This is a genomic window from Stenotrophomonas sp. YJH_SMC_36, from assembly GCF_059369935.1.
This window is the reverse complement of the sequence record NZ_JCAFTD010000003.1, coordinates 185,986-209,602: the sequence shown is the minus strand read 5'-3', so window position 1 is coordinate 209,602 and position 23,617 is coordinate 185,986. Positions and strand designations below refer to the sequence as shown.

General features: G+C 64.2%; 21 protein-coding genes. 14 read left to right on the top strand and 7 right to left on the bottom strand.

The window, feature by feature from the left end; translation table 11 throughout:
• Nucleotides 1-44 precede the first annotated feature (44 nt).
• Together AC5P76_RS07520 and AC5P76_RS07515 are read left to right on the top strand one after the other, a co-directional pair.
• Nucleotides 45-464, top strand: a complete 420-nt coding sequence (locus tag AC5P76_RS07520; protein WP_253119187.1) for a diacylglycerol kinase — start codon at nucleotides 45-47, stop codon at nucleotides 462-464.
• A 49-nt stretch (nucleotides 465-513) separates the two neighbouring features.
• Complete coding sequence (locus AC5P76_RS07515; protein ID WP_253119186.1) at nucleotides 514-2,406, top strand: phosphoethanolamine transferase; 1,893 nt, start codon at nucleotides 514-516, stop codon at nucleotides 2,404-2,406.
• A gap of 213 nt (nucleotides 2,407-2,619) precedes the next feature.
• Here the strand turns inward: AC5P76_RS07515 and yidA are convergent, their stop codons facing one another.
• Nucleotides 2,620-3,453, bottom strand: coding sequence for a sugar-phosphatase (gene yidA, locus AC5P76_RS07510; RefSeq protein ID WP_065174342.1), 834 nt, complete (start codon nucleotides 3,451-3,453; stop codon nucleotides 2,620-2,622).
• A 149-nt stretch (nucleotides 3,454-3,602) separates the two neighbouring features.
• Here yidA and AC5P76_RS07505 point away from each other — a divergent pair, with 149 nt between their 5' ends.
• Nucleotides 3,603-4,265, top strand: coding sequence for an exopolysaccharide biosynthesis protein (locus AC5P76_RS07505; RefSeq protein ID WP_053518150.1), 663 nt, complete (start codon nucleotides 3,603-3,605; stop codon nucleotides 4,263-4,265).
• A gap of 130 nt (nucleotides 4,266-4,395) precedes the next feature.
• On the opposite strand, the gene AC5P76_RS07500 is transcribed toward AC5P76_RS07505, so the two are convergent.
• Nucleotides 4,396-5,706 carry a PQQ-dependent sugar dehydrogenase gene (locus tag AC5P76_RS07500; protein ID WP_164150534.1) on the bottom strand — a complete coding sequence of 437 codons (1,311 nt, stop codon included), beginning with the start codon at nucleotides 5,704-5,706 and terminating at the stop codon, nucleotides 4,396-4,398.
• Nucleotides 5,699-6,139: a DUF2231 domain-containing protein gene (locus AC5P76_RS07495; protein WP_053518153.1), complete on the bottom strand. Its 441-nt coding sequence runs from the start codon at nucleotides 6,137-6,139 to the stop codon at nucleotides 5,699-5,701. Before AC5P76_RS07495 ends, AC5P76_RS07500 begins: the two co-directional genes overlap by 8 nt.
• A 286-nt stretch (nucleotides 6,140-6,425) precedes the next feature.
• On the opposite strand from AC5P76_RS07495, the gene AC5P76_RS07490 reads away from it, so the two are divergent.
• From AC5P76_RS07490 to AC5P76_RS07465, 6 genes are all read left to right on the top strand, one after another.
• Nucleotides 6,426-8,201 (top strand): S8 family serine peptidase, encoded by a 1,776-nt coding sequence (locus AC5P76_RS07490; protein WP_180875599.1) that lies wholly within the window; start codon nucleotides 6,426-6,428, stop codon nucleotides 8,199-8,201.
• Nucleotides 8,201-8,797 (top strand): S8 family serine peptidase, encoded by a 597-nt coding sequence (locus tag AC5P76_RS07485; protein WP_317233201.1) that lies wholly within the window; start codon nucleotides 8,201-8,203, stop codon nucleotides 8,795-8,797. Before AC5P76_RS07490 ends, AC5P76_RS07485 begins: the two co-directional genes overlap by 1 nt.
• A gap of 180 nt (nucleotides 8,798-8,977) precedes the next feature.
• Nucleotides 8,978-9,802 carry an AraC family transcriptional regulator gene (locus AC5P76_RS07480; RefSeq protein ID WP_253119182.1) on the top strand — a complete coding sequence of 275 codons (825 nt, stop codon included), beginning with the start codon at nucleotides 8,978-8,980 and terminating at the stop codon, nucleotides 9,800-9,802.
• 30 nt (nucleotides 9,803-9,832) lie between these two features.
• Nucleotides 9,833-10,921, top strand: coding sequence for an alpha/beta hydrolase family protein (locus AC5P76_RS07475; protein ID WP_193396037.1), 1,089 nt, complete (start codon nucleotides 9,833-9,835; stop codon nucleotides 10,919-10,921).
• A gap of 90 nt (nucleotides 10,922-11,011) precedes the next feature.
• Nucleotides 11,012-11,695 (top strand): VOC family protein, encoded by a 684-nt coding sequence (locus tag AC5P76_RS07470; RefSeq protein WP_253119180.1) that lies wholly within the window; start codon nucleotides 11,012-11,014, stop codon nucleotides 11,693-11,695.
• Between the two features lie 59 nt (nucleotides 11,696-11,754).
• On the top strand, nucleotides 11,755-12,372 hold the full coding sequence (locus AC5P76_RS07465; protein ID WP_253119206.1) for a YiiX/YebB-like N1pC/P60 family cysteine hydrolase: 618 nt from the start codon (nucleotides 11,755-11,757) through the stop codon (nucleotides 12,370-12,372).
• A 52-nt stretch (nucleotides 12,373-12,424) separates the two neighbouring features.
• Here the strand turns inward: AC5P76_RS07465 and AC5P76_RS07460 are convergent, their stop codons facing one another.
• The 3 genes from AC5P76_RS07460 to ubiA form a co-directional block, all read right to left on the bottom strand.
• Nucleotides 12,425-12,589: a hypothetical protein gene (locus AC5P76_RS07460; protein WP_181452160.1), complete on the bottom strand. Its 165-nt coding sequence runs from the start codon at nucleotides 12,587-12,589 to the stop codon at nucleotides 12,425-12,427.
• A 277-nt stretch (nucleotides 12,590-12,866) separates the two neighbouring features.
• Entirely contained in the window at nucleotides 12,867-14,291 is a 1,425-nt protein-coding gene (locus AC5P76_RS07455; protein WP_180875604.1) for a short-chain fatty acid transporter, read from the bottom strand.
• Between the two features lie 106 nt (nucleotides 14,292-14,397).
• Complete coding sequence (ubiA, locus tag AC5P76_RS07450; RefSeq protein WP_253119178.1) at nucleotides 14,398-15,291, bottom strand: 4-hydroxybenzoate octaprenyltransferase; 894 nt, start codon at nucleotides 15,289-15,291, stop codon at nucleotides 14,398-14,400.
• A 161-nt stretch (nucleotides 15,292-15,452) separates the two neighbouring features.
• Here ubiA and AC5P76_RS07445 point away from each other — a divergent pair, with 161 nt between their 5' ends.
• Nucleotides 15,453-16,619, top strand: a complete 1,167-nt coding sequence (locus AC5P76_RS07445) for a nucleotide sugar dehydrogenase (protein WP_253119204.1) — start codon at nucleotides 15,453-15,455, stop codon at nucleotides 16,617-16,619.
• A gap of 86 nt (nucleotides 16,620-16,705) precedes the next feature.
• Here AC5P76_RS07445 and AC5P76_RS07440 read toward each other — a convergent pair whose 3' ends face one another.
• Nucleotides 16,706-18,931: a polysaccharide biosynthesis tyrosine autokinase gene (locus tag AC5P76_RS07440; protein ID WP_253119202.1), complete on the bottom strand. Its 2,226-nt coding sequence runs from the start codon at nucleotides 18,929-18,931 to the stop codon at nucleotides 16,706-16,708.
• Nucleotides 18,932-19,503: 572 nt separating this feature from the next.
• Between AC5P76_RS07440 and AC5P76_RS07435 the strand changes: the two genes are divergently transcribed.
• Genes AC5P76_RS07435 through AC5P76_RS07420 form a run of 4 tightly spaced genes read left to right on the top strand, consistent with a single transcriptional unit; the run spans nucleotide 19,504 to nucleotide 23,613 of the window.
• Complete coding sequence (locus AC5P76_RS07435; protein ID WP_253119176.1) at nucleotides 19,504-20,493, top strand: glycosyltransferase family 2 protein; 990 nt, start codon at nucleotides 19,504-19,506, stop codon at nucleotides 20,491-20,493.
• Between the two features lie 20 nt (nucleotides 20,494-20,513).
• The gene (locus AC5P76_RS07430; RefSeq protein ID WP_253119175.1) at nucleotides 20,514-21,611 is read left to right on the top strand and encodes a polysaccharide pyruvyl transferase family protein; all 1,098 of its coding nucleotides are present in this window, start codon (nucleotides 20,514-20,516) and stop codon (nucleotides 21,609-21,611) included.
• On the top strand, nucleotides 21,608-22,834 hold the full coding sequence (locus AC5P76_RS07425) for an O-antigen ligase family protein (RefSeq protein WP_253119173.1): 1,227 nt from the start codon (nucleotides 21,608-21,610) through the stop codon (nucleotides 22,832-22,834). The genes AC5P76_RS07430 and AC5P76_RS07425 overlap by 4 nt, the downstream gene beginning before the upstream one ends.
• A 23-nt stretch (nucleotides 22,835-22,857) precedes the next feature.
• Nucleotides 22,858-23,613, top strand: a complete 756-nt coding sequence (locus tag AC5P76_RS07420; RefSeq protein ID WP_253161733.1) for a WecB/TagA/CpsF family glycosyltransferase — start codon at nucleotides 22,858-22,860, stop codon at nucleotides 23,611-23,613.
• Nucleotides 23,614-23,617: the final 4 nt, after the last annotated feature.

Sequence of the window (23,617 nt, the reverse complement as noted above, 5' to 3'; positions counted from 1 at the left end):
CCAGCCACATTCTGGCCACCTTTTCATGGAGAGGCAGGTCAACAATGCAGCAGCAGCACGCACCGCAGGGTGACGGCAAGTACCGACACGGCAGAACCGGATTCCGACGCATCCTGCACACACTGATTCACTCACGCGACGGTTTCATCGCCACATTCCGTGGGGAGGCAGCATTCCGCCAACTGCTTGTCCTGCACGGCCTGCTCATGACGATCGCCTGTGTGCTGGACATCAGCGCGGTGGAGCGTGCCGTGATGCTGGCCGTCAGCCTGCTGAGCCTCGTGGTTGAACTGCTCAACTCGGCCATCGAGGCGGTGGTCGATCGCATCTCGCTCGAGTACCACCCCCTGTCGAAGAACGCCAAGGACATGGGCAGCGCTGCGCAGAGCGTGGTGCTTGTGATGGTCGCGCTGGTATGGGCGGTGATCCTGCTGGGTCCGCATCCGCAGCTGACAACTTCCTGATGAACGCGTCCAGATACTGCGCGCCTCTCTGGCTCCGCAGGATCTGCACGTGCGCGATTGCTTCACGTGGCATCGGCCACATCCGGTAACGCTTGTCTGGCTCTCGGCCGCGTTCTTCGCAACGGCGGGCAACATGGCCCTCTGGAAGAGCCTGTGGTCCATCGTGGAGATCCATGGCTTTCGCAGCGTACTGTTCATCGGCTCGTTGCCATTGCTGCTGTTCTGCCTGTTCAACCTCCTGCTGACACCCGTCGGGATGCTGCCCTTGCTGCGCAAGCCGCTTCTGGCGCTGCTGCTGATCGTCAGCAGCGCCGCCAGCTACTTCATGCTGCATTACGGCGTACTGATCGACAGAAGCATGGTGCAGAACGTGCTGGAGACCAATCAGGCCGAGATGGCTTCCTACTTCTCGCTCCCGCTGGTGCTGTCCGTCCTCCTGCTGGGCGTGCTGCCCTCATGCATCCTGCTGCTCATGCGGACGGGCAATCACGGCCGTCCCCTGCGATCCTCCCTGGTGTGGCTGGCAAACGTTCTTGCCACGATGATGGTGCTCGTCACCATTGCGTTGGGCTTCTACAAGGACTATTCATCGCTGCTGCGGAACAACCGCTATCTGAGGGAACAGGTACTGCCACTGAACATCGTGCGGCACACCTATGGCCATCTCGGCAGCAGCCACCGCGCCCGTCTCCAGCCGCTGCGCACATTGGCCGACGACGCCGTGCGTGCACAGGGCCCCCGACCCCGGCTGGTGATCCTCGTCGTAGGGGAGACCGCCCGATCCCGGAATTTCCAGCTCAACGGCTACGACAGACCCACCAACCCGATGCTGTCGCGCAAGGACAACGTCATCAGCTTCCAGAACGTATCGTCCTGTGGGACCGCCACCGCGATCTCCCTGCCGTGCATGTTCTCATCCATGCCGCGCACACGGTTCGATGCGGAGAGGGCCGCGTCGCAGGAGAACGTCCTCGACATCCTGAAGAAGACCGGTGTCGACGTGGTCTGGCGTGACAACAACAACGGCGGCTGCAAGGGCGTATGCGCGCGGGTGCCGACGGATTACATGGGACAGATGAAGGTCGACAGCCTGTGTGCCAACGACGATGGCACGTGCCTTGACGAAATCCTCCTTCACGGGCTGTCATCGCGCATCGAAGCCATGCAGGGCGACGGCCTCGTCGTTCTGCACCCGCTGGGCAGCCATGGCCCCACCTACTTCCAGCGATACCCCGCAGACGCCCGTGTCTTCAGTCCAACCTGCGACAGCAACCAGATCCAGAAGTGCAGCAATGAAGCGCTGGTCAACACGTATGACAACACGCTTGTCTATACCGATCGCATGCTCGGCAGTGCGATCGACCTGCTGCAGTCCTACTCGGACGACCGCGATGTGGCCCTGATCTACGTTTCCGACCACGGTGAGTCACTCGGCGAGCACGGCCTGTACCTGCATGGAACGCCCTACCTCATCGCGCCACAGGAGCAGACCCAGGTGCCCATGATCATGTGGTTCTCCGCGCAGTTCGCCTCCCATGCAGGACTGGATCCTGCGTGCCTGCGCCGCGATGCGGCTACGCGGGTGTTCAGCCATGACAACCTGTTCCACTCACTGCTGGGCCTGTTCCAGGTCAGTACCACCGAGTATCACGCCGGGCTGGATGTCTTCGCCGGATGCCGCGGGCCATCAGCGGGGTCCGCTCCTCGCGCGATCGCCTGCCCCGCTGCGCGAGGCACCTCTGCCCCGGGCAGCGACGGCTGCCAGACGGCGACTGACGAGACCGTAGAGGTCCTGCAGTTCGGCCGAACGCTCGGCGGTGGTATTGCTGCCGAACATGACCCGCGCGAGCGCGACTTCCTGGGTGTCCGCAGGAAATCGCAGGCGGGTGCGGTAGACCGCCTGCAGAACCAGCCAGGCCCGCCGCAGGCCCCCGCCGGGTAGGGGGCGGACAAGACGCTCATAGACCTGCCAGAACTGATATTCGGCGTCGAGATCGACCCCGGGCACAGCGCAGGGCGCGGGTCGCGGGCATGCTCGGACGCCCGGACGGATCGGTGGTTGGGCGGAATCGGACTGGGCCATGCCAGGAAGCATGACGCGGCAACATTGTGTGAACCTTGCGTCGACGCAGGAGACGGCCTACCGCCGCGGACCCTACCGCAGCACGAAGCGCTCGATCGCGCGCGCCACGCCCTCGTCGGCATTGGTGGTGGTCTCGAAGCGCGCCACGGCCTTCACCGCATCGATCGCGTTGCCCATCGCCACGCTGGTGCCGGCGTACTGCAGCATGGTCAGGTCGTTCTCCTGATCGCCGATGGCCATGACGTTGGCACGGTCGATCCCCAGGTGCTCCGCCAGTTTCTGCAGGCTGGGGCCCTTGCCTGCACGATGATCGAACACCTCCAAGAAGAACGGTGCGCTCTTCAGCACCGCGAAACGCTCGGTCAGCTCACTGGGCAACCGCGCAATGGCCGCATCCAGTACCTCCGGCTCATCAATCATCATCAGCTTGATGAAGGACATGGTGGGATCCATGTCGGCCACTCGGCGGTACGACAGCGGCATGCGCGAGAGGTGCGAGTCGGCCACCGTGTAATAGCTGATGTCCTGGTTGGGCGTGTACATGCGCTGGCTGTCCAGCGCCTGGAAGTGCACGCCCAGTTCGCGCGCCACCTGCTCGCAGAACAGGAAATCGTCAAAGCTGAGCGGGTACTCGACCACCGTTTCACGCGTGCCGATGCGCTGCACTAGGCCGCCGTTGCAGGCGATGCAGTAGTCGTCGTTGCCATCGATGCCCAGTTCGTGCAGGAACGGCGCCAGGCCGGGGACCGGGCGGCCGCTGGTCAGCACGATGTGCACGCCCAGCGCGCGCGCCTGCGCGATAGCCTGCTTGGCGCGTGCGGTGAGCGCGTGGGTGGGATCCAGCAGGGTGCCATCCATGTCGATGGCGACCAGTTCGACGGTCGATTGCCTGCGGCCCATGTCCATTGCGTTCAACTCATGCGGGGCACGCCAGTTTACCCCCTCATGCCCGGTTCACCTCTTTGCCCACGTTGGCCGGGATACTGCCAGAGCCTGTGCGTCCCACACCGCAGGACGGCCCGTTGACCGCCCTTCCCTGGAGAAGCTTGCGACGCATGACCTACCGTGCCCCCGAAACCAACGACAGCGCCCCCTTGGCCCAGCAGATCGAGCAGATGATCGACGAGCTGCCCGGTGACCAGGTCAGCGTCGGCACCTTGCTCGGCGCGCTGGGCGATGAAGGCCTGCTGCTGATCGTGATCCTGCTCTCGGCCATCTTCATCATTCCGGTGTCGATTCCCGGGCTGAGTACCGTATTCGGTGCCTCGATCCTGCTGATCGGCCTGAGCCGGGTGCGCAACCGCCCGCTGTGGGTGCCCCAGAAGCTGGCCCGTCGCGAGATCGCCACCGACAAGCTGAAGGCCAACCTTGGCCGCGCACTGAAGTGGGTGCACCGCATGGAGCGCCTGTCGCGACCGATGCGGCTGGCGGTGATGGTGCGCTCGAAGAGAATGATGCGCCTGAACAACCTGGCCCTGATCGTGGCCACGCTGCTGCTGATGGCGCCGGCCGGGCCGATTCCCTTCAGCAACACGCTGCCGGCACTTGCCCTGATGTCCTTCGCCATCGGCTTCATCCAGCGTGATGGCGCGGCGGTGGCAGCCGGCTATGCCTTCCTGGTCGCCACGGTTGCGTACTTCGGCGTGCTGCTGGGCGGCGTCGGGTTTGCGGCCGAATCGGTGTTCAGCGGGTTCCGCAGCGGTACCACGGAACTGTAGAGCCGAGCCCACGTTCGGCTGCTCTTCGACCTGTACGCGGAAACCCAGCGCTGCGCGCGTAGGCCGAGCATGGGCTCGGCCCTACAGAAGCCAGATCCAGAGCAGTCGAGCATGGCTGGACTCTGCAGGGCTACCTGGCCGACACACGCCACACCACATCGCCGACGTCGTCGGCCACCAGCAGGGCGCCCTCGCTGTCGATGGCCATGCCCACCGGTGCGCCCCTCAATGTCTTCTCGTCCTCCGAGGCAAAGCCACTGACCACGGTCTGCGGACGCCCCGTCGGCCTGCCATCCTTGAACGGCACATACACCACTTCATAGCCGCTCAGCGGAGAGCGGTCCCAGCTGCCATGTTCGCCGATGAAGGCGCCGCCGTGGTACTTCGCCGGCAGTGCCTGGCCGGTATAGAACAGCAGCCCCAACGGTGCCACGTGCGAACCGATGGCGTAGTCCGGGCGGATCGCTTTGGCCACCAGATCCGGCCGCTGCGGCTGCACACGCTCGTCCACATGCTGGCCGTAGTAGCTGTACGGCCAGCCGTAGAAACCATGTTCCTGTACCGAGGTGAGATAGTCCGGCACCAGGTCGGCGCCGATCTCGTCACGTTCGTTCACCACTGCCCACAGCCTGCCGGTGCTGGGTTCCCAGTCCAGGCCGGTGGGGTTGCGCAGGCCGGAGGCATAGATGCGGCTGCCGCTGGTCGCCACGTCCACCTCCAGCACCACCGCGCGCCGGTACTCGATGGCCAGGCCGTTTTCGGTGATGTTGCTGTTGGAGCCCACGCCCACGTACAGCTTGCTGCCATCGCGGCTGGCCAGCAGATCCTTGGTCCAGTGGTGGTTGACGGTGCTGGGGAGGTCGGTGAATTCGCTGCCCTTGTCGGACATGCGCGTTTCGCCGGGCACGTACTGGTACTTCATGATGTTGTCGGTGTTGGCGACGTACAGCGTGTCGCCGATCAGGGCGATGCCGAATGGCGAATGCAGGCCCTCGATGTAGACGTGCTGGGTCCATGTGGCAGTGCCGGGCGCGCGCCGCAGCAGCGTGACCCGGTTGCCTCCCTTGCCGGCCTTGCCCGAGCGCGCCTTCACCTTGCCGGCAATCCATTGCTTGGGGGTGGTGACCGGCTCGGTGCCCGGACCGTTGCCTTCCACCACCAGCACATCGCCATTGGGCAGGGTCAGCAGGCGGCGCGGGTGCTGCAGGTTGGCAGCGATGCGCTCGATCTTCAGTCCGTCGGCCACCGACGGCGCCTGCCCATCGGCCCAGCCCACCCCGCGCGGTACCTGCATGGGCGGCATCAGGTAGTTCTCCGGCGCCGGCAGCGGCGGATGCGCACCGGATTGTTCGCTGGGGTGATATTCGGCTTTGCCGGCACACGCCGACAGGATTGCGGCCAGGGCCAGCCCGCCTGCAGCAGGCACGATGCGATCAACCATGACGGCCTCCTTGCAGCACCGGCGGCTGCAGTGACAACAGGACATGGCCAAGACCGATCAGTGCAACGGTCAGCGCCGACAGGATCGTGCCGGGAACGGCCACCGCATACGCATCACGGCTGTGCACGAAGGCGTTCCAGATGGCCAGGGCGACCGCCACCAGATTGAGCAGGAAATCGAGGCGGTCGATGCGCGTGGCAGTGTTGCCCCGGCGCCAGACGGCGAACAGGTTGATCAGTCGCGGCACGATGGCGATGAGCAGGCCGAACGTGATCAGCCAGGCCGCAGATTTGCCCCACATCACCTCGGCAGAGTTGAGGTAGATGGCATCGAAGATGAGGGCGCCGACGAAGAAGCCGAACGGGATCGGGTTCAACAGGCTGAACAGCGTCGTGCCAAGGCCACGATGGGCCTGGGCCAGCGGATTGACCATCGTCCTGCTCCATTGCGGGGAAGTGCAGGGGCCTTGGTAGCACAGTCGGTGGTGAAGGCGCGCGATGAGCCTTCGGTTCTGCGACGAGGCCAGGCTCGGCCTTACAACAGGAATGCGCAGTCGTCATTACCGCGGGGCATGAGTGTTTGTGACGCAATCGGCACATCTGCAGATTGCTGCCGCGAAGAGGTAGGGGGTTCTCAGTTGTGTCGCGTTTGGCTCGTTGCGATGGGGCAATTCCGTCCCGCCGTCCTGCCATGCCGATTCACAACAGAAGGATTCGTGTATGAAGCGACACACGCACCACTCCGCGCCACCGCGCTCCGCGCGGCTGGCCCTGGCCACTGCCCTGGTACTGGGCAGCCTGGCCGTGACCGCCCAGGCCCAGCAGGCCGATCCGTTGGCCGGGATCCAGTGGCATCTGCTCAACACCGGACAGGCCGTACAGGGCGACACGCGCCCGGTTGCCGGCAATGATCTGAACGTGGATGGGCTGTTCCGCAATGGCATCCGCGGCGAAGGGGTGATCATCGGCATCGTCGACGACGGCCTGCAGATCGCCCACCCGGACCTGGCCGCCAATGTGGCAGCCGTGGCGGGCAAGAACTTTGCCAACAACTCCAACAACCCCTCCCCCTCCGCTCCGGATGTGGACAATCACGGCACCATGGTCGGCGGCATTGCCGGCGCGGTGGGCGCCAACGGCGTGGGCGTGCGCGGCGTGGCCCCGGCGGCCACGCTGAAGGGCTTCAACGTACTGGCCTCCGATGCAAGCGGCAGCCAGACGGCCAACATCGAGTACTCGTGGTGGGACGGCGCCGAGGCCGCCGACGTGCAGGTGTTCAACAACAGCTGGGGCGCAGGCCCGGGCAACCCGAACCTGCCGTTCGCGTTCAGCGAGAACGACATCCGCGCGTACGAGCAGGCCCTGTCCGGCACGCGCGGCGGCAGCGGCGGCATCTACGTGAAGTCCGCCGGCAACAACTTCAACAACGCATCGATCAGCCAGACGCAGGATGTCTGCACCACCGACACCAAGAACCGCGGCACCGGCTGCGTGCCTGCCGGCCGCGATCCCCGCAACAATCTGTTCAATGTGATCACGGTGGGTGCGGTGCGCGCCGACGGCGTGCGTTCGTCCTATTCGTCCACCGGTGCCGCGCTGTGGGTGTCCGCATTCGGTGGCGAGTACGGCTGGCAGCGGCAGGTCGTCCCGGGCCAGCCTGCCGTCCGCTACGATCCGGCCATCGTCACCACCGATGTCACCGGCTGCGCGCAGGGCAGCAACAAGAACACGAGCCTGCGCAACACACTGGACGGCAATCAGTCCGCTGTCGACAGCACCTGCAATTACACCGCCAAGATGAATGGCACCTCGGCCTCGGCGCCGATGGTGTCGGGCGTGGCGGCGCTGGTGCTGGAAACCAATCCCAACCTGACGTACCGCGACGTGAAGTACATCCTGGCCACCACGGCTACCCGCAACCACCCGAACCAGCCTGCCGTGACACTCGCCGATGGACGCACGCTGGTGCCGGGCTGGACCGTCAACGCTGCAAACCGGGCCTACAGCAACTGGTACGGCTTCGGCGTGGTCAACGCAGCGCGCGCGGTGCAGGTCGCAGAGAACTTCCAGTCGCTGGGCCCGCTGGTGGACAGCGGATGGCGCAACACCACGCGCCGGGTCGCCATCGGCAACACCTCCGCTGCGGCAGCGCGGCTGACGGTGCAGCTGGCCAATGTCGCACGCAACGTCGAATCGGTGCAGCTGGGCTTCCGGGTGAATCACAGCAACACCCGCCAGCTGCAGTTCGTGCTGGTTTCACCCAGCGGTACGCGCAGCGTGGTGCAACCGGCGTTCACCTCGATCGGCTCCGGCCTGTCGGGTTCCGTGGCGATCCAGCGCAACTTCACCAGTTGGGACCTGCTGTCCAGCAACGCCTTCCTGGATGAGACCGGCAACGGCACCTGGACCCTGGAAGTGACCGACATGGGGCAGTCCGCGAACGCAGCGTCGCGCGGCAGCCTCGAATTCTTCAAGATCCGCGTTCTGGGGCACTGATGATGAAGACGACCATTCTGTTGACCACCCTCGCCGTCGCGGCGATCTCCTCTACCGCCTGGGCGCAGAGCTCGACCCAGGCCCCCACAGCCCGGAGCCTGTCTGCCGTGGACGCACAGGAACTGAAGGCCAGGGCCACGGGCCGCGCGTTCAACGTGGGCGCGACCCGCTTCCAGCTGGCGCCGTCGGCCACCGTGCAGCAGGCCAAGGGCGGTGAGTTCCGCATCACGCCCTCGACCGACGCACCGGCGCCCGCCACTGGCACCCGCAGCAAGCGCTCCACCGACGCCAGCAGCACCAGCGCCGCTGCACGTCTGGATGCTGGTGCCGGCAAGTTCGCCGCCGCCGTTTCCAGCGACGGCGCGCCGGTGGTGGCCACCTCCCGGGTAAAGGTCTTCTTCACCGATGCGGCCTCCGCACAGCGCGCGGCAACGGCCACCGGCGGCACCGTGGTGAAGGTGTCCAAGGCCTCCGGCCGTGCGATCGTCGAGTACCCATCGGTGAACGCCGCACTGGACGCGACCACACGACTGCTGTCGACCGCCGGCATCCGCGCCGCCGAGCCCGACGTCGTGCAGTGGGAAGAAACCAAGTGAGGCGGTAAAGCGTTGTGTGCTATCCCCGGCGGGCCGGCTCTCCCGGCCGGCCGGGGACTTTGCCGGAGTCGACGGGCGGCCCGGTTCTCTCCCCATGTCAGCCATCCACTGCGCAAGAACTGCTAAGCGCAGCGGCAGCCGATCCGCTACTGTGCCGGACAGTGCAGCGGGGATGGCGGGATGAGCGCGGCAGGCAAGGCGTTGTGGTACATCGAAACCCATGCGGGCCGTCCGCTGGCGTTGGCCGATATCGCGGCAGCCGCTGGCCTGTCGCCCTTCCATCTGTCGCGTCTGTTCCACGCGCGCACCGGCACGTCGGTGATGCGCTACCTGCGCGGCCGCCGCTTGAGCATGGCGGCGCAGCGGCTGGCCGACGGTGCCGACGAAATCCTGCCGGTAGCGATGGACGCGGGTTATTCCACGCATGCCGCGTTCACCCGTGCCTTCTGCGAGCAGTTCGGGCAGACCCCCGAACGGGTGCGCGAGTCCGGCACTGCGGATCTGGTCCTGGTGCAGGCTGCGCGCGTGGACGACATTCCCACCGCCTGCAGCGTGGCACCGCGCCTGCTCGACACGCCTTCGTTCCAGGTGGCCGGAATCGGCATGCGCCACACCCGCCACAGCAGTGGCGCCATCCCTGGCCAATGGGCGCAGCTCAACCGGGAGTGGCCCAAACCCGCACCGGTCAGTTTTGGTGTATGCCACGACAGCGATGACGACGGCGGATTCACCTACCTGGCCGCATTGCCCAGCGCCGCGCTGACCTCGATTCCAGCACATTGGCAGCGCCTGCAGATTCCCGCGCGCCGCTATCTGGTGGCCTGGCATGACAGCCACATCTCGTCCATCCGCGCCACCTGGTTCTGGTTGCTGGATCACTATCTGCCCACCTCCGGATTGAGTCTTGCCGCGGCGCCGGACCTGGAACGCTACGACGCCCGCTTCGACGAGCACAGCGGCAATGGCGGTGTGGAGATCTGGCTGCCCGTGGACCCCCACCCCTGATGAATGCAACACACTGAAAGGAGTCGTGCGATGCGCTTGATGCACCTGCTGCTGGGCCTGGTCCTGATTGCCCCCGCGTCGCTCGCCGGCGTCCCCGGCAGTGGCCTGGCCGGCGAACACCAGGCGGTGACCACCGTGGCCAGCGCTGCGGTACGCGACGCGCAGCAGCGCGATACGCTTCGCTACACCGTCTGGTATCCGGCTATGGCGGGCAGCAGCGAAGTGCCACTGCGTATCGGTCCGCCCGATGCACCGTTGTTCGTGGTGGGCCAGGCGGCGCCGGAGGCCGCCATTGCCGGTGGCCGCCTGCCGACCTTGCTGCTCTCGCATGGCAACGGCGGCAGCGCCCGCATGATGGGCTGGCTGGGCACCGCGTTGGCGCGCGCTGGTTATCTGGTGATCGCCGTCGACCATCCCGGCAACAACGGCGTGGATGAATTGACCCTGCAGGGCAGCATGCTGAGCTGGCTGCGTGCGGATGATCTGCGCGCCGCATTGGCCGCCGTGCAGGCCGATCCCAGGCTGGGGCCGCACGTGGATGCGCAGCGGATCGGTGTAATGGGCTTCTCGGCCGGAGGCTACACGGCCCTGCTGGCGGCGGGGGCGCGACCGGACCTGCGGCGGTTGCGTGACTTCTGCGAAGCCCATCCGGATGACGGTGTGTGCCAGCCACAGAGCGAGGCGCCGTCGCACACCCTGGAGGCTCGCAAGGCCGCGGCGGCGGCGGCGGATCTGGCGCCGTGGATGGCCCACGCCGATGATGCCCGCCCGGTCCCGGGTGTGCGCGCCGTGTTCCTGATGGCACCGGCGATCATGCAGGCGTTCCCGCCCCAGCAGTTGCAGGCGCTGCGGCAACCGGTGTCGATCATCCAGGGCGCGGCGGACACGGTCGCTCCTGCAGCCACCAACGCGGAGGTCGCCAAGGCGTCCATCACGGAGGCGAGACTGGATGTCCTGCCCGGTGTCGGCCACTACGACTTCCTGTCCGAATGCACGCCGCTGGGCCAGCAGCGACTGCCCGCCCTGTGCAGCAGCCAGACGCCAAGAGCGCAGACGCATGCACGCACCGTGGCGGAGGCGCAGCGGTTTTTCGAGGCCGCCCTGAAGCCGCGACCATAGCGCTTCGCGACGCCCGGTTGCACGGATGAAGACGCCGCGCGAAGGCCCGTGCCACTACACTGTCAGCGCACGCTTCGAGGCGGAGAGACCATGCGTCTGTTGCATCTCACCCTGCCGGTATCCGACGTCACCGGGGTGGCGGCCTATTTCCGCGATGTGTTGCAGCTGCCGGTCAGCGGCAACCGCATCCACATCGGCTGGAGCACGATCGAGCTGCGGCTGGCCGAGGACGTCGCGGTTGGCGGCGTGCACCTGGCCTTCAACGTGCCGGACAACCGTTTCGCGGCCGCCATGACCTGGCTGCGCGAGCGTACGCCGCTGCAGCGCAACCCGGCAGGACTGGACTACTTCGCGCTGGAAAGCAGCTGGCAATCGCAGTCGGTGTACTTCACCGGCCCGGATGGACTGATCCTGGAGCTGATCGGCCGGCGCCGGCTTCCCTGCAGTCCGCAGGAAGGCGCCTTCCATGGCAGTGAGATCACCTGCCTGAGCGAAGTCGGCCTGCCCAGCCACGATGTCGATTCGGTGCGCCTGCAGGCCGCCGGGCGCTTCGGCCTGCAACCGATCAGCGCGCCCTCGGCCCAGTTCGCACCGATGGGCGATGACGAGGGCCTGCTGATCGTCGTTGCCGCCGACCGGCGCTGGTTCCCCGAACAGAAGGACCTGCCCAACGCACGGGGATTGCAGGTGCTGATGGGAGATGTACCCGCGGGCGAGCTGCGGGATGCGGAATTGGGCTGGGAGGTGCGCGCCGTACCGCATCGGCGGGGCTGAACGGGCCGTGTGCCGTGCAGGAACCTACAATGGCGCTTCCTCCCGTTGCCGGACCCTCCATGCGCCGCATCCTGCTGTTGTTCGCCCTGTTGTTGCCCGCTGCCGCGGCGACGGCCGTGGATCTCCAGGAGGGCGACCTGCTGTTCGTCACCGCAGGAGACAGTGGCCTGAGCGCTGCCATCGATGATGCGACCGGTACGCAGGCTCATCCCGGTTTCGATCATGTGGGTCTGGTGGCCGCCACGACGCAGGGCTGGGAAGTGCTGCATGCGGACGAGAAGGGCTCGCGCCGGCAGACGTTGGCTACGTTCCAGCAGGAGGCGCGCGCCCGGCTGCGGCAGATCGTGGTCTACCGCCTGCGCGCACCGCACAACGCTGCCATCGGCGACGCCGTCGCCACCGCGCGTACCCTGCTTGGAAGGCCCTACAACGCCTCCTACGTGCCGAACGATGACAGCTACTACTGCTCGGACTTCATCGAACGTGCCTTCCGTGCCCACCATGTATTCGCGCTGCAGCCGATGAACTTCCGCAATCCGCAGACCGGGAAGATCGCCCGGCATTGGATCGACCTCTACCGCAGCATGGGCATGGACGTACCGCAGGGCGTACCGGGTACCAATCCCAACGACATGTCGGCGGCGCCCGTGCTGGAGCGGATCGGCACACTGGAATGAGAAGCCCCGCACAAGGCGGGGCTTCAGGCGATGCTGGACAGGGACGCGAGGGTCACTCTTCCTCGTCCTGCCCGCCCTGCTGCTGGTTGCGCTGGCCGCGCTGCTGCTGGTCCTGCTGCTGTTGCTGCTGCTGATCGCGACCGCGCCCCTGCTGATCCTGCTGATCCTGCTGCTTCTGGTTCTGCTGGTTCTGCTGGTTCTGATTGTGCTGGCCCATTGCGGTATCTCCAGTGCCACTCGCGGAATGCGGTGGTTGCGGCCATCGTCTGCAGCGGTGGGTTAACCATGCGTTGTGACGCAGCTACAGAAATGTGCATGCGCGTGAATGAACCGGCGTGACCCCTTGTGCCGCAAGCGGCTGAAGGATTCATTCGGGATCGGCATGTGCTCATGCCCGCAGAGGCTGTGGCCCATTCAGCGGCGCCCGCCCGGCCCGGCCGCGCAGCGGGCGCAGCGGGCGCAGCGGGCGCAGCGGGCGCAGCGGGCGCAGCACCTCATGGCATCACAGGCGGCACGTAATCCAGCGTCATGCCCAGCAACCACAGCAGGCCCAGCACCAGCGGGATGTGCACCAGCAGCTGGATGAAGGTGAAGCCGACGATGTCGCGGGCTTTCAGGCCCAGCACGCCCAGCAGCGGCAGCATCCAGAACGGATTGATCAGGTTCGGCAGCGCTTCGGCGGCGTTGTACACCTGCACGGCCCAGCCCAGGTGCGCCTTCAGTTCGTTCGCCGCCTGCATCACGTACGGTGCTTCGATGATCCACTTGCCGCCGCCGGAGGGAACGAAGAAGCCCAGGACCGCCGAGTACACGCCCATCACCAGAGCGAACGTATCGGTGCTGGCGATGTGCACGAACAGACTGGACAGCCGGTGCGCCAGCGTCTGCCCATCGGCGCCGGCCGCGTGGGTGAGGATCATCGCGATGCCGCCATACAGCGGGAACTGGATCAGCACACCGGTCGTGCTGGGCACCGCCTTGGCCACCGCGTTGAGGAAGCTGCGCGGGCGCCAGTGCAGCAGCAGGCCGAGCGAGATGAACAGGAAGTTGTAGGTATTGAGGTTGGCGATCGCGGTCACCACCGGCTTGTTGGCGAACTCGTTGAACAGCCATCCGAAGGCCAGCAACGAGAGCAGCACGGTCAGCAGCGGGCTGTATTCGAGCCATTCGCCGGGGCGCGTGCGGCGCTGCAGCGGCTCAGGCTCGGCCTGCGCCGCACCGGGAAACGATTCAGCGGTGCGCGCACTGCCAGTCGCCGGCGCGGTCAACCAGGCAATCAGCAGTGACACCAGGATCAACGCCGCGGTCAGCACGATCGACTGCCACAGGAAGATGGTTTCAGTGAAGGGCAGTACGCCGGTGATCTCCACCAGCCCCGGCGGCATGCTGGCCGGGTTCGCCTGCAGCTGCGCAGCCGAAGAACTCAGGCCCATCGCCCAGACCGCGCCCAGGCCGAGGTAGGCGGAGGCACCTGCGGCGCGGTAGTCCATGCGCAGATCGGTCCGGCGCGCCAATGCACGCACCAGCAGACCGCCGAACACCAGCGAGAAGCCCCAGCTGAGCAGCGAAGCCAGCATGCTGACCAGGCCTACATAGACCACCGCACCGCGCCCCGTGCGCGGCACCCGCGCCAGCAGTTCGATGAAGCGCGCCACCACAGGCGCAGTGGCCACGGCATAACCGCCGATCACCACGAAGGCCATCTGCATGGTGAACGGAATCAGGCTCCAGAAGCCATCGCCAAAGGCACTGGCCGTGGTCTGCGGCGTGGAACCGAAGCCGATGGCTGCCAGGGCGACGATGACCACGCCCAGCACCGCGAACACGTAGGCATCAGGGAACCACTTTTCCGCCCAGGAGGCCGAGCGCAGCGCTGCGCGCGCCATCCAGCCATCCTGTACTGCTGCCGTCGAGGCCATCACCTACCCTCCCAGGTTCGATGGCTCGATTCTCGGCCTCGCGGCGGGGACTGTCAGTCGCCTATTGGTCGTAGGACGGCATCGCGCCCCTGCCCGGCAGCCCCTGTCAGCGCAGCGCCAGATCCAGCGCGATACCGGCAAACAGCGCCGCGCCGACCCAGTTGTTGTGCAGGAACGCCTTGAAGCATGGCCCCCGCTCGCGGTTGCGGCAGATCCAGAATTCGTACACCACCAGCGCCGCAGCCACCGCCAGGCCGGCCAGGTACCAGCTCCCCAGGCCGGCGCGCACACCGACCAGCGCCATGGTCGCCAGGAACAGGGCGTAGAGCCCCCCTTGGATCACCAGATCCAGGTCCCCGAACAGGATCGCCGTGGAGCGCGAGCCCATCTTCAGGTCGTCCTCGCGGTCGACCATGGCGTACCAGGTGTCATACGCGGTCGACCAGAGGATGTTGCCGGCGTACAGCAGCCAGCCCAGCAGCGGCACTTCGCCCTGCACCGCGGCGAATGCCATGGGAATACCCCAGCCGAACGACATGCCCAGATAGACCTGCGGCAGGTGCGTATAGCGCTTCAGGTAGGGATAGCTGGCGGCCAGGAACACGCCGATGAAGCTCATGCCGATGGTCAGCCCGTTCAGGGTCAGCACCAGTCCGAATGCCACCAGCATCAGTACCGCGAACAGCACCAGCGCGGCACGGCCACTGATCGCCCCCGTCGCCAGCGGACGGGCCTTGGTGCGCTCCACATGCGGGTCGAGCCAGCGATCGGCGTAGTCATTGATGACACACCCCGCCGAGCGGGTCAGCCAGACACCCGCGGTGAACACGAACAGGGTCCACAGCGGCGGCATGCCGCCTGCCGCCAGCCACAGCGCCCACCAGGTGGGCCACAGCAGCAGCAACGTGCCGATCGGACGATCCGCGCGCATCAGACTCCAGTAATGCCGCCAGCGCGGCGTCGCCGGCGAATGCGGCGAAGTAAGGGGGGTATCGGCCATGGCGATAGGATACTCCTGGACGACGACGCGGCGTGGGGGAAGGTTGCGAACCCCGGCCGTCAGGCCCCGGCCATCATCCATGTAGTAGCATTGCGACCCCCATGTCACGTCATCTGCGCGCAAGGCCACACCTGCCCGCTGATGCAGGAAAGGAAACCCACATGAAAATTGCCGTGGTCGGTACCGGTTACGTTGGCCTGTCTAACGCTGTTCTGCTGGCACAGAACCATGAGGTCATCGCGCTGGATATCGACGCAGATCGCGTTGCGCGCATCAACGCTGGCAAGTCGCCAATCGAAGACGCGGAGATCGAGGCATTTCTTGCGCGGGGCGGCCTGAATCTGAAGGCCACGTTGGATCGCAAGGAGGCCTATGAGGACGCACGGTTCGTCATCATCGCGACGCCCACCGACTATGACCCCCTCACCAATTACTTCAATACCCGCTCCGTTGAATCGGTACTGCGGGATGTGCAGCAGATCAATCCGGATGCACTTGTCGTGGTCAAGTCCACCGTCCCGGTAGGCTGCACTGAACAGCTGAGGGAACGTTTCGGTACACAGAATGTCATTTTCTCTCCGGAGTTTCTGCGCGAGGGAAAGGCCCTGTACGACAACCTTCATCCCAGCCGCATCATTGTGGGTGAACGTTCAGAGCGTGCGTTGGAGTTCGCTGAGCTTCTCAGGGAGGGAGCCATCCGCAAGGACGTGCCCACAGTGTTCACAGGTTCCACGGAAGCCGAAGCGATCAAGCTGTTCGCCAACACCTACCTGGCCATGCGCGTTGCCTACTTCAACGAGCTGGACACATATGCGGCGGTGCATGGACTCGATACCCGACAGATCATCGACGGCGTCAGCCTCGATCCGCGTATCGGCAACCATTACAACAACCCGTCCTTCGGCTACGGCGGCTACTGTCTTCCGAAAGACACGAAACAGCTGCTGGCAAACTACAGCAACGTGCCGCAGAACCTGATCCACGCCATCGTGGAAGCGAACCGTACCCGCAAGGACTTCATTGCCGACGACGTGATCGCGCGCTCACCGAAGGTGGTGGGCATCTATCGCCTCGTCATGAAATCCGGATCGGATAATTTCCGTGCCTCCGCCATCCAGGGCGTGATGAAGCGCATCAAGGCCAAGGGTATAGAGGTCATCGTCCACGAGCCCGTACTACAGACCCCGCACTTCTATAACTCCCGGGTCATCAACGACTTGGAGCGATTCAAGTCGGAAGCTGACCTGATTCTGGCCAACCGGCTGTCCGCCGAGCTTGAGGATGTCTCCGACAAGGTCTACACCCGGGATCTGTTCGGAAACGACTGATCCGGCGTGATGCCGGAACAGCCAATAAAAAGGCCCGGTACGCCAACGCGTACCGGGCCTTCTTGCTTCAACCCGAATGGAAAGGATCAGGCCTTCCCATCCGACTTGTATTCGTAATAGCCGTAACTGTAGTACCCGGTCGCGCGCTTCTCCACTGCGTTGAAGATCGCGCCCTTGATCTGCACGCCGTTCTGTTCAAAGCGCTGCAGGGTCAGCTCGATCTCCTTCGCCTGGTTGACGCCGAACCGGGTCACCAGCAGGCTCGAACCGGCATGGGTGGCTACCAGCGCCGGATCGGTTACGGCGAGAATCGGCGGCGTATCGACGATCACCAGATCGTACCTGCCCGCCAGATCGTTCAGCATCTGCGCGAATCGCGGATGCATAAGCAGTTCAGCCGGATTCGGCGGGATATCACCGCGCACCATGTAGTGCATGGAATCCACGCCCGGAACTGGCTGAATTGCCTCGTCCACTGCCAGCTTGCCACCCAGGATGTCCGACAGACCCTTCTGATGGGAAACGCCGAGAATCTTGTGGAGCGTACCCTTTCGCATGTCGGCGTCGATCACGAGCACGCGTTGCCCGGCCTGAGCGATGACCGCTGCCAGATTGGCTGACACAAAGGTCTTGCCTACGCCAGGACGAGGACCAGAGATGGCAAGAATGTTGTTCTTCGCCTCCAGCATTGCAAAGTGCAGGCTGGTACGCAGGCTGCGCAGGGCTTCGACCGTGGGGTCGGCCGGTGCGGTCACCGCAAGCAGGTGCTGACGGCCATCCGCGATCATGCGGGTGCCATGCTTGCCCTTGCGAAGCTTCGGCAGCGTACTGGATACGCTCAGCGGAATGGCTGCGTACACCGGCAGGCCGAGCGCTTCGATGTCGGAGGGATCCTCGATTCCCGGGTTCAGCATGCGCTGAAGAAACACGAACGCCGTCGCCAGGAAGGCGCCAAGAAGCGTGGCGATCGCAACGATGAGCGCCTTGCGCGGCTTCACGGGATTAGCGATGTCCACCGCGGCCGGATCCACGATCCGGACATTACCGACGGCCCCCGCACGGGCAACGTCCAGCTGCTGCGCTTGGTTCAGCAGCGCCGTGTAAAGCTCGTTGCTGACCTGCAGATCACGCGTAAGCCGCAGCAGCTCCTGCTGCGTATCCGGCAACTGCCCGACCTGGCGCTGGAAGCCGGACTTGCGACCCTCGAGTTCTCCAAGCTGCTTCAACAGCGCGCGATATGCAGGATGCTCGCGCGTGAAGCTGCGGTCCATCTCGGCCTGCTTCAGACGAAGCTGCTGGATGCTGGCCTCCACCGCCACTTCCTGCTCCAGCAGGCCCTTGGTCTGCATGGTGATGTCGACCGCATTGGAGCGCGACTGATACTCGCTCATCGCCGACTGCGCCTGCTCCACCTGGCGGCGGATCGTCGGCAGCTGATCTTTCACGAATTGAAGCTGGGAGGCCGCTTCCGCCGAACTACGATCCACGTTCTGACGTACATAGGCGTCGGCGATCTGCTGAACCAGATTCTCAGCGACACGAGGATCTTCGGACTCATAGACCAGCTGGAGAATGCCGGAATCCTTGCCCTGCTCAGTGGCCCTGACATCCTCCTGCAATGCGGCGACGACATCGAATCTACGCTGCTTGGTGATCTCAAAGCGCATGCCGGGGTTGGCATGCAGCGCAGCTACTTCCAGCTCAATGCCCTTGCCGGAAGCGGGCTTGCCCACAACTCCCTTCAGCAGTTCCTCGCCGTCCTCGTCGTACAGTGCGTAACTGCCAGTCGACTCCCCAGCCTCCAGAAGCAGCGTGGTGTCCAGAAGAGCAGCGGGAACCTGCAGGCGATGAACGTCCAGGCTTTCCCCCCCCCATCCGTAGCGGGACATGCCCAGCCAAGGAGAGGCGACCTGCCCATCCGACTCCGGGGTGAAGCGCCTGGAGATGAAGCCACCGATCAACGGGAATCGAACCGGCTTGACCTGGATGTCCAGCTGCAGCTGATCGACAGCGGAACCAATCACGGTCCGGGAGGTGAGCAGCGCAACTTCGGTGGTCGCCGCAGTGCTGCCGCCACCGCCGAGGGAAGCCAGATCGGACAGTCCGGGAATGGTCGGCATCTTTGACTCGACCTGCACCAGCGCCTGTGCCTGATACACCGGCGCCATAAGCATTGCGCACGCCACGCCTATGGCCAGGAACAGCGCTGTAGGCCCCAGAATCCACCATTTGCGGTCGATGAGCAGACCCACGATCTCCCGAAGATCGATCTCGTCATCCTTGACCACTCGTGACTCTGATTGCTTTCTCATCGCTTCCATCGTGAAATTCGAAGAACAGGCTGTGGGCGTCAAGACGCCGGGCACCATCGCCCGGCCATCGCGCAAACCAGTGCAGCTTTTGCCGCACAAACTGAATTGGCGAAGTTGACAAACAGCGGATTAGCATACCAGAAACGGTCATCAAACTGCCGCATGGTGCCTCGACAGGGACGAAAGCGGCTCCTGTTCAGCTGCAAGCGCTCCGCAGGCCTTGGATCAGGTCACGAACTCCGGGTAGCATGCTGGGTTGCCCTGGTAAGGGGCCTTGGAAGGGCATCGCCCTCGACACTTGCAAGGATGCAGACATGAACCATTCCGCGACTCCGCTGAAGTCTGGCAGTGGGCTGATTCCAGCCGAGAACAAGCCTCACCCGCCTGCCCTGCATCGGGCGGGCCCCGGATCGATCGAACCTTCGCCCAAGGTTCAGGCCCCCTATGCGGGTCAAGTATGACGGAGCCGTTCAGTCACGGGGAGCCCGCCGCAGACCCAATCGACCACGGTCCTCTAAGATGCTGAAAGAGGCGATACCCGTGACCTGCCTGGTAACAACTGAAATAAACCTATGAAGCCTGACACCCCTGCGCCGCTGTTCTCGGTCGTCATTCCGGTCAAGAACCGGTCGGAACTGCTGACACGTGCTCTGATATCGCTTCGCAATCAGACCTTCGACAACTTCGAGGTCATTGTCGTCGACGATCATTCCGATGAGGACATTGCCGCCGTGGCAGCGCGCTTCACCGATGTTCGCCTGCAGCTTGTCAGGCAGACCAGCGACAGGAAGGGAGCATGTGCAGCCCGGAACCTTGGAGGCTCTCTCGCTCAAGGCAGTTACATCGCATATCTGGACAGCGATGACATCTTCCTTCCCGACAAGCTGCAGACGATCGCAGATCAAATAGCGGTCAGCCAGCCCGGCGTCATCGCCTCACGGCTGCTGGTATATCGTGGCGATGACCGCATGCAGCTGCGACCGAGCCGCGCTCCCGGCGATGACGAAGAGATCAGCGAGTTTTACTTCGTTCACGATGAGCGCATCCAGTCCTCCAGCATCGTCGTGCGACGCGATGTGGCGCTGGCGACGAAGTGGAATGATGCACTGCGCAAGGTGCAGGATCCGGATTTCTTCATTCGCGCGCGTCGCGCGTCCGGCACATTGCTGTTCATCGACCGCCCGCTCGCCGTGCTCTTCGATGACCAGGCAGATGCCCGGATCTCCAGTTCGAGCGCCGAAGAGAACATCCGAGCCTGGCTTGGCTCTCCAATGTGCCCGCTGACTCCCAGGGCCCGCTCAGGCTTCGTGCTCTATGCGCTGTCCCACGAAGTTGCCAAGCGGAGCAAGATACGTGCTCTTTCCATCATTCTCCGCAACTGCGGCGCGGTCCATCCGAAAACCGTACTCAAGAGTATCTACAGGACCGTAGCCCCGGAGTGGCTGTTCAAGAAAACTGCCCTGGCCGTCGCCGCGCGCGGCGATGGTGCTCGCCACGCACACAACTATGCGTACATCCATGCCCTGACTGAGCAGGCGACATCCCCGGCGGAGCAGCGATGATGCCCAGAACCTTGGGATTCATGAGCGTCAAGACGCAGTTCGACAACCTCGGAGATGCCTTGATCAACAAGGAACTGGCTGCGCTGGTCGCTGCACGGGTGCCCTTGACGATCGACCTCACACGTTCACCGAAGAGCTTCCACGCAACCATGGGCGTCGAGCAGCTTTCCAATACACGGCTGATCACTTCTGGTCGTGGCAGGATGCTGCTGGACATGGCGAAGCAGGCGATCGCAGGAAATCGGTGCTACTTTTTCCTCAACCCCGGCGGCCTTGGCGGCGGCGTTGGCGACAACACGAGGGCGTTCGTATCCTCTCTGGTCTACAACTGCATACTGTTGGCCCTGCGCTGTCTTGGCGTGCGCGTATGTCTGGTTGGCGTCTCGTTCGAGCCGATGACGTGGCGTGAGCGGCTGGTGACACGCATGAGGCGCAGGATCTGCCATGCGTTCGTGGTTCGGGATGAGGTCAGCGCACGCTACCTTGAGCGAATCGGAATTCCAGCTGACGACGTTGTTCCCGACCTCTCATTCAATCTTTACCAGCAGCCAGCGACGGAGGCGACCTCGAAGCAGATCGCCAGCGCCTTCAGCTTTCGCACTGATCGCGGCCTTTCCACTGCACGGCTTGCGGAGTGGGCAGAACGCATCATCGCCGAAGGCGCCTCGGACAGTCACCATGCGGTGATCTCACAGGTCGGGCGTGACTCGCGCGGCATGCGGGAGCTCCATTCCCGGCTGTGCAAGCGCTTCGGCGAAGAGCGTATTTCGCTGATCGAAACCGATTCCAGCCTGGAGACAGCCTGTCACTGGTATTCCATGACGGAGCGTGTCTATTCCAATCGCTTGCACGTCCTGCTTCTCGCCGCGAATGCCGGAGCCCGCCCGGTCGCGGTACTACCCGGCGGGAACCACGGCAAGGTGAGCGCGCTGTTTGCCGACCTTGGCCTTTCAACCAATGTGGTCGACATGCAGGGGGGCACGATCGAGTCCGCGCATGATCTTTCCTGGGCACAGGGCCTTGCGGAACGCGAACGACTTGATTCCTACTTTGATCGTCTTCTTCTGGAACGGGTGAGCCGGCCGACGGCTTCCCACGGAACCGCACTGCACGCATGAATAGCGCTCAGCATCAATTCCGGGCGACCGCAGACATACGGGTCCCCAACATCTCGGTGTTCTTTTTCGTCCTGGGCGCGTTGTGTCTTGACCTGAACCTTCCGCGTTTCGAGGGCATCAAAACCGGCAACCTGGCGATGATTGTTCTGATGGGGCTGTCGATCTTCGCAACGGCACTGGCCAACGGCTGGCGCATCCCCAGTCCGTCCATCAGATCATCCAACCGGCTGCTCCTTGTCTATCTCATACTCGTTGCCGCAAGTGCTGCATGGTCGCCCTCGGCTACCGATACGATCTTCCAGCTCACGCTGCTTTCGATCATCTTCCTCACGACTAGCATCATCGCTGCGGCGCCAGTTGAACTCGTTGTCCGTCACGTGGTTATGCTCGGTTCGATCACAGCCGTTCTATCGCTGCTGATAATCCCCGTCGATCGTAGCCTCGCCTTCCAGCCATTCACGTCAGGCGAGCGGCCAGAGCTCCGCGGAGTTTTCGAGCACCAACTCCGCCTGGGCCTGTTCATGGGGTGTGCGCTGGGACTGGCCGTACTGGCCTGGCTGAACGGCGATATGCGCAAGGTTCTCCCGCAGCGCTGGTTGCTGTTCCTCGCAGCACCACTGATGCTCGGCGTCTTCTACCTCGCGTACGCCCGCCTGTATTCCGTATTCGTCGTTGCGTCACTGCTGCTGACTGTGTCCTTCTCCATGCGCAAGCCGATGCGCTGGCTGGTGACCGCAACGGCGCTGGGCGCCATCGCGCTGGCACTCACGTTCCAGGCGAACATCGAATCCACACTGGCTGATGCCGGCGTTGACACCAGCCTGACCGGACGCACGACGATCTGGATGAAGAGCATCAACGAAGCGCTCCTATCCCCGTGGAAGGGTTACGGCTTCGGCTCGTTCGACAACGCAGCCTTTGACTACATGTGGCCTGGCTTCTATCGACCGCCGCACCCCCACAACAGCTTTCTGCAGGCGTTCTTTGAAACCGGATACATCGGCATGGCACTCGTGATCCTCCTGGCGCTGAGCCATCTGGTTGTCTCGGGTCGCCGGGATCCGGTACGTCCCTACTCCTACACTTTCTTCATGGTCGTCACCATGGTCCTGGGCAGTCTTACCGGCGCCAACTACGCGTCCAAGCCGGTCACGCTGTATTGCCTTGTCACGCTGATGATCTCGATGGCCATCAATTCGCGCGAGAGATCAGTTCTGAAGTGAATACCCAAATGAAGCCGCGGCGCGTGTTCAACATCCCGATAGACCTCATGACCCTGGAGCAGGCGGCTTCGACGATCGCGTCCGAATGCCTGTCAACAGATGAAATGAAGTACGTCGTAACCCCGAACATCGACCATGTCGTGATCCTGCGGACCGACCACGAGTTCGGCGACGCCTACGAAGGAGCAGCCCACGTGCTCGCTGACGGTTGGCCGGTGGTGATGGCCAGCCGTCTGCTCCGCCATCCTGTTCCCGAGCGGGTCGCCGGCAGCGATCTGGTTCCTGCAGTCCTGGCCCACGCAGATAGCGCGGCACTGCCGCTGTCCGTTTTCATTCTGGGCGGTATGAACGATGTACCCCAGCGGGCCGCCGAGCATATCCGCCACAACTACCCGACCTTGAGCGTGGTAGGTGCGTACAGCCCTCCGTTTGGATTCGAGAAGGATGCTGTGCAATCTGATCGGATCGTCGCCATGATCAATGAGTCCGGCGCCAACTTCGTCGTGCTTGGCCTTGGTTCACCAAAGCAGGAGAAGTGGATCCATCGGCATGCCAGCCTGCTGCGCCCGGGCATGGCAATCTGCGCCGGCGCTACGGTCGACTTCATGGCGGGCAATGTGAAACGGGCGCCAGCATGGATGTCGAAGTCGGGCCTGGAATGGCTTTACCGGCTGGCATCGGATCCGCGCCGGCTTTTCCGGCGCTACGCCAAGGATGCGGTCATCTTCCCACTCTCATTCATGCAGGAAGCCTGGCGCTTCTATCTTCGTGGCAATTGATAGG

What these genes read in the sequence shown, in the direction of transcription:
- ubiA (WP_253119178.1), bottom strand. Translation starts at nt 15,291, where the DNA reads ATGGCCGATACCCCCCTTACTTCGCCGCATTCGCCGGCGACGCCGCGC.
- AC5P76_RS07520 (WP_253119187.1), top strand. Translation starts at nt 45, where the DNA reads ATGCAGCAGCAGCACGCACCGCAGGGTGACGGCAAGTACCGACACGGC.
- AC5P76_RS07480 (WP_253119182.1), top strand. Translation starts at nt 8,978, where the DNA reads ATGAGCGCGGCAGGCAAGGCGTTGTGGTACATCGAAACCCATGCGGGC.
- AC5P76_RS07440 (WP_253119202.1), bottom strand. Translation starts at nt 18,931, where the DNA reads ATGAGAAAGCAATCAGAGTCACGAGTGGTCAAGGATGACGAGATCGAT.
- AC5P76_RS07505 (WP_053518150.1), top strand. Translation starts at nt 3,603, where the DNA reads ATGACCTACCGTGCCCCCGAAACCAACGACAGCGCCCCCTTGGCCCAG.
- AC5P76_RS07460 (WP_181452160.1), bottom strand. Translation starts at nt 12,589, where the DNA reads ATGGGCCAGCACAATCAGAACCAGCAGAACCAGCAGAACCAGAAGCAG.
- AC5P76_RS07430 (WP_253119175.1), top strand. Translation starts at nt 20,514, where the DNA reads ATGAGCGTCAAGACGCAGTTCGACAACCTCGGAGATGCCTTGATCAAC.
- AC5P76_RS07485 (WP_317233201.1), top strand. Translation starts at nt 8,201, where the DNA reads ATGATGAAGACGACCATTCTGTTGACCACCCTCGCCGTCGCGGCGATC.
- AC5P76_RS07500 (WP_164150534.1), bottom strand. Translation starts at nt 5,706, where the DNA reads ATGGTTGATCGCATCGTGCCTGCTGCAGGCGGGCTGGCCCTGGCCGCA.
- AC5P76_RS07425 (WP_253119173.1), top strand. Translation starts at nt 21,608, where the DNA reads ATGAATAGCGCTCAGCATCAATTCCGGGCGACCGCAGACATACGGGTC.
- AC5P76_RS07455 (WP_180875604.1), bottom strand. Translation starts at nt 14,291, where the DNA reads ATGGCCTCGACGGCAGCAGTACAGGATGGCTGGATGGCGCGCGCAGCG.
- yidA (WP_065174342.1), bottom strand. Translation starts at nt 3,453, where the DNA reads ATGGACATGGGCCGCAGGCAATCGACCGTCGAACTGGTCGCCATCGAC.
- AC5P76_RS07495 (WP_053518153.1), bottom strand. Translation starts at nt 6,139, where the DNA reads ATGGTCAATCCGCTGGCCCAGGCCCATCGTGGCCTTGGCACGACGCTG.
- AC5P76_RS07470 (WP_253119180.1), top strand. Translation starts at nt 11,012, where the DNA reads ATGCGTCTGTTGCATCTCACCCTGCCGGTATCCGACGTCACCGGGGTG.
- AC5P76_RS07435 (WP_253119176.1), top strand. Translation starts at nt 19,504, where the DNA reads ATGAAGCCTGACACCCCTGCGCCGCTGTTCTCGGTCGTCATTCCGGTC.
- AC5P76_RS07490 (WP_180875599.1), top strand. Translation starts at nt 6,426, where the DNA reads ATGAAGCGACACACGCACCACTCCGCGCCACCGCGCTCCGCGCGGCTG.
- AC5P76_RS07475 (WP_193396037.1), top strand. Translation starts at nt 9,833, where the DNA reads ATGCGCTTGATGCACCTGCTGCTGGGCCTGGTCCTGATTGCCCCCGCG.
- AC5P76_RS07465 (WP_253119206.1), top strand. Translation starts at nt 11,755, where the DNA reads ATGCGCCGCATCCTGCTGTTGTTCGCCCTGTTGTTGCCCGCTGCCGCG.
- AC5P76_RS07445 (WP_253119204.1), top strand. Translation starts at nt 15,453, where the DNA reads ATGAAAATTGCCGTGGTCGGTACCGGTTACGTTGGCCTGTCTAACGCT.